The sequence below is a fragment of the Bradyrhizobium oropedii genome (assembly GCF_020889685.1).
Lineage (GTDB): Bacteria > Pseudomonadota > Alphaproteobacteria > Rhizobiales > Xanthobacteraceae > Bradyrhizobium > Bradyrhizobium oropedii.
Map to the genome: position 1 here is coordinate 1 of NZ_JACMYO010000327.1, position 4,538 is coordinate 4,538.

The 4,538-nt window shown below is 65.1% G+C and carries 3 protein-coding genes and 1 pseudogene; 2 read left to right on the forward strand and 2 right to left on the reverse strand.

Annotated elements, in window-relative coordinates:
- Positions 1-559: pseudogene (locus H8A95_RS41650) on the reverse strand (hypothetical protein); the annotation flags it as partial.
- A gap of 126 nt (positions 560-685) precedes the next feature.
- Between H8A95_RS41650 and H8A95_RS41655 the strand changes: the two are divergent.
- Together H8A95_RS41655 and H8A95_RS41660 are read left to right on the forward strand one after the other, a co-directional pair.
- A complete protein-coding gene (locus H8A95_RS41655) occupies positions 686-2,260 on the forward strand; it encodes a hypothetical protein (protein ID WP_229188263.1) in 1,575 nt (524 codons plus the stop codon).
- 42 nt (positions 2,261-2,302) lie between these two features.
- The gene (locus H8A95_RS41660; protein ID WP_229188264.1) at positions 2,303-3,289 is read left to right on the forward strand and encodes a UbiA family prenyltransferase; all 987 of its coding nucleotides are present in this window, start codon (positions 2,303-2,305) and stop codon (positions 3,287-3,289) included.
- 10 nt (positions 3,290-3,299) lie between these two features.
- Here the strand turns inward: H8A95_RS41660 and galE are convergent, their stop codons facing one another.
- On the reverse strand, positions 3,300-4,295 hold the full coding sequence (gene galE / locus H8A95_RS41665) for a UDP-glucose 4-epimerase GalE (RefSeq protein ID WP_229188265.1): 996 nt from the start codon (positions 4,293-4,295) through the stop codon (positions 3,300-3,302).
- Between the last annotated feature and the right edge of the window lie 243 nt (positions 4,296-4,538).

The window sequence follows — 4,538 nt, forward strand, 5'->3', positions numbered from 1 at the left end:
CCGGCGACGGCGCGGGCGTGCCCGCAATCATCGCGCGCGCCGCGGCCAATGACACACCGCGTTGCTGCAGCAGGACGACGGCCGCGATCATTGCAAAGAGAGCCAGCATGGCGACGTAGCGCAGCGGCGCCGACGATGACCACCGCGGCCGGCGCGGCAGCTCGGCCAGCTCGACAGGATCGAGCGTCCTAACGAATGCGTCCTCGGCATCGACCCGCGGTGGCGCCTCGATCCGCCGCGCGGCGCCGGCCGCCTCGAGGAAAGCGGGCAGCGCCCGCGCCGGCGGCACCGAAAACGTCTCGACGAGATCATCCCTGGTGTGCGCCTCGACGCCCTCGATCGCCACCTCCAGCGCCTGCATCAGACGCTGTTTCTCCTGCGGATCCTCGTGCGAGAGCTGTTGCAGCTTCTGCCGCGCGAGCTCGTAGACCGCGCTGCGCAGCTGCTGCGGGTCGGAACGCACGGAGTCGATCGTCCGCGACAGCACCAGCGCGAACTCCATTTCGGGGTGCGCAGGGCTGATATCCCTGACCGTCCTCTGGGCCGGCGTCGACGTCATAAATGTTAGTCTGGTTTGCCCATAATGTTACAACATTGTAGGCGGCTTTTACTGTTAACACAAATGACGAAACCCGCGGATGACGACGTGGTTTGACGTGACCGATCCGAGCAGCAGCAGGGTTCATTGAGCCGATCTTTGCAAATCCTGGACGACTGGTTCTTCGCACCGAAGCGGGACCGCCGCTCCTGGCCGGACCTCCTGCTGTTGGCGGGATGGATCGCGCTGGCGGGCTTCCAGATATCCCGTCATGTGATGTGGCGCGACGAAGTCCGCGCGCTGACCATCGCCCTGAACGGCGACGATGTGATCGCCATGCTGAGAGGGCTGCACGGCGAGGGCCACCCTGCTCTTTGGTATCTCCTGCTGCGCGGCGCGCACGCTGTGTTCAACCGGGTCGAGGTGCTCCCCGGCGTCGCCTTCGCGGTCGGGCTCGTCACGGTCGCGCTGCTGATCTTCCGATCGCCATTCCCGCGGCCGCTGGTCCTGCTGCTGATCACGGGTCACGCGCTGCTGTTCGAATATGTCGTGATGGCCAGGAATTACGGCATCTCGGCCCTGTTCCTGTTTGCGATCGCGGCCTGCTATCCGGCGCACCGCGACCGCGGCGTCCTGCTCGGCATGCTGCTGTTGCTGCTCGCCAACACCAATGTCGTCGGCGCGATCATGGTCGGCGCGTTCCTGCTGTTCTGGCTGCTCGACATGCTCGCGAGCCAACGCGAGACCCAACTCGATACCCCCGGCTGGCGCTGGTCGCCGCAACTGACCAATTTCGCGATCAATGCGATCATTGCGACGATCGGCGTCGCGATCTGCGCGGTGACGATGCTGCCGACCTACAATGATGCGGCGGCCCGGGACTGGTCGCACGCGTCACCGCTGACGGCTGCGATCCTGTCTCTCGTAAACCCCGGCGCGACGTCGCTGGGCGCACTGTTCGCCAATCTGCTGCCGGGGATCGCAGGATCGGTGCTGCTGTTCGCCGCGACGCTCGGGCTGCTGCCGCGGCGTCCGGCCTTTCTCGCTGCGATCGCCGCATTGCTGCTGACGTCGCTGTTCTTCGCGGTCGCCGCCAACGGTGCCTACCGCCACGCCGCGGTCTGGCTGTGTTTCCTGATCACGCTGTACTGGATCGGCTGGAGCAAAGTCGCTACCGCATCCGACGGACTGCTGCCGGCGATCGGGCGCGTGTCGCTCCTGCTGGTGCTCGCGATCCAGACCGCCGCAGGCATCAACGATCTGCGCAACGCCGCGACCGGAATTGTCGCGAGCCGCAGCGCCGATCTCGGCCGCCTGATCGCCTCGCGCGCGGATCTCGCCAATGCGGTCATTCTCAGCGAGCCGGAATATCTGGTCGAGGCGCTGCCCTACTACGTCAGGAACCCGGTCTATCTCGCGCGCGACCACAGGTTCGGCAGCGTCGTGATCTTCTCGCGCAAGGGCAGGATGGACAGCGATCTCGGCGAGACGCTGCGCCTGGCACGCGAGCTTCGCGACACGCGTGGCGCCCCCGTCATCATCCTGCTGGCGTATCGGCTCGATGAGATCACGCCGGACCAGATCTACGACGAAGGCAAGGACTGGCGGACGTTCCGCGCCTCTGCCGCGCAGATCCGCGATTTCCGCGAGGCGACCACGATGATCCGCCGCTTCGGCCCCGCCAGGACCGACGAGAGTTTCGACGTCTACCTCCTCAATTAGATGATCGCCGAAATCGAGGCCAACAGGACAAGGAACCGCGCAATGGCGCTGATGGACAGCAAGGTCGAAGCCCGCAAGCCGCCTGCCGCAAGCATCCGGCAGTACCTCGCGATCCTCAGGCTCGATCACAGCACCAAGCACATCTTCATCGTTCCCGGGATCATCCTCGCCGGGCTGCTCCGCGGCGCGAGAGGCGAGCATCTTGCAGCCTCGATCGTCCTCGGCCTGACGGCCGCGATCTGCATCGCGTCGGCCAACTATGTCATCAATGAGTGGTTCGACCGCGACTTTGACCGGCATCACCCAACCAAGTCGCAGCGCTCGGCGGTGCAGAGCGCCATGGACGGCAGGATCATCGGACTGGAGTGGCTGCTGCTGGTCGCGCTCGGCCTCGTCTGCGCATCCGCCAGCAGCCGCCTGATGCTGTTCGCAACCGGTATCTTTGCCTTGCAGGGCATCGTCTATAACGTCCCGCCGCTGCGCAGCAAGGACAAGGCCTATTTCGACGTCATCTCGGAGTCCGTCAACAATCCGCTGCGGCTGTTGATCGGCTGGGCGATGATCGATCCGACCTCGCTGCCGCCGGGTTCGGTGATCCTGTGCTATTGGTTCGGCGGCGCGTTCCTGATGGCCGCCAAGCGGCTGTCCGAATATCGCGAGATTGCCGCGTCCCACGGCAAGGAGCTCTTGGCGCGCTACCGCGCGAGCTTTGCCGACTATACCGGGGTGTCGCTGACCGCTTCCTGCCTCAGCTATTCGCTGTTCTCGGTGTTCTTCCTCTCGGTGTTCCTGGTGAAGTATCGCATCGAGTACATCCTGGCGATGCCGCTGGTGGTGATGCTGTTCACCACCTACTTTTCGATGTCGACGTCACCGGGATCGTCGGCACAGAAGCCCGAGAAGCTCTATGGCGAGCGCGGCCTGATGCTGACCGTGCTGGCGCTGGTCGCGGTCTTCCTGGTGACAAGCTTTGTCGACATGCCGTTCCTCGCCCGCCTGGCGGAGCAGCACTACATCACCCTGGATTGAGGCCTGAGGGTTATCGCCGGCGCGGATGCGCCTTCTGGTGCCACGCCCAGGCCGAGCGGATGATGTGGCCGAGATCGGACCGGTTCGCCTTGAAGCCGAGGCCGCTCTCCGACTTGGAGGGATCGGCGACCAGGATCGGCGGATCGCCGGCCCGGCGTTCGCGCACCACGCTCGGCACCGCTTCACCGGTCACGGCGCGGATCGCGTCGAGCACCTCGCGCACCGAATAGCCGGTGCCGGTCCCGAGGTTGAACACACCGCCGGCGTTCCCCTTCAACAGCAGCTCGAGCGCCGCGATGTGAGCGGCGGCGAGATCGTCGACATGGATGTAATCGCGCACCGCGGTGCCGTCAGGCGTCTCGTAATCCTCGCCGAAGATCGCAAAGTCCGGCACGTGCCCGAGCAGCGCCATCAGCGCGCGCGGGATCAGGTGCGTCTCGGGATCGCGCAGTTCGCCGATGGTGCCGGAGGCATCGGCACCGCAGGCGTTGAAGTAGCGCAGGCAGACCGATTTGAATTGATAGGCCGCGCCATAATCGGCGAGCAGCTGCTCGATCATGTATTTGGAGCGGCCGTAGGGATTGACGGTCGGCCCTGCAGCACTCTCGGGAATTGGATCGCGCCCGGCATTGCCATAGACGGCACCGGTAGAGGAGAACACCAGGCGGTCGCAGCCCGCCTCGCGCATGCCGCGCAGCAGGCCGAGCGTGCCGGCAACGTTATTGGTGTAGTATTTCTGCGGATCGGCGACGGACTCGCCGACCGCACTGAATGCCGCGAAATGCATCACGGCGAGCGCGTTGTGCTCGCGGATGGTAGCGGTGATCTTGTCGTGCTCGGCGACGTCGCCGATGAAGAGCGGTCCCCATTGCACGAAGTTGCGATGGCCGGTGGACAAATTGTCGTAGACGACCGGGAGAAATCCGGCCTCCGCGACAGCCTTGGCGCAATGGGATCCGATATATCCCGCGCCGCCCGTGATGAGTATAGAACCCCTGCTCGCCATTGCGAATATCGTCCCTGCGCGGACCAAACCTGCGTCTCGACGGACGCAGCCGCTGCATGGGTACGACATTCCATCCCGCGCGGCAAAACGGCGATGGGAATAGCGTTAAGACTGAACGGATTTGCCGCTGACGTGACGGTTAACGCGACCCCAGCGGGACGTTGGTCCGTTGCCCGACCGGCGGCCCGTGACGTGACGGCCGGCCGTAAGGGTAAACCGGTGTTGCCGGTGGGACCGGCCGGG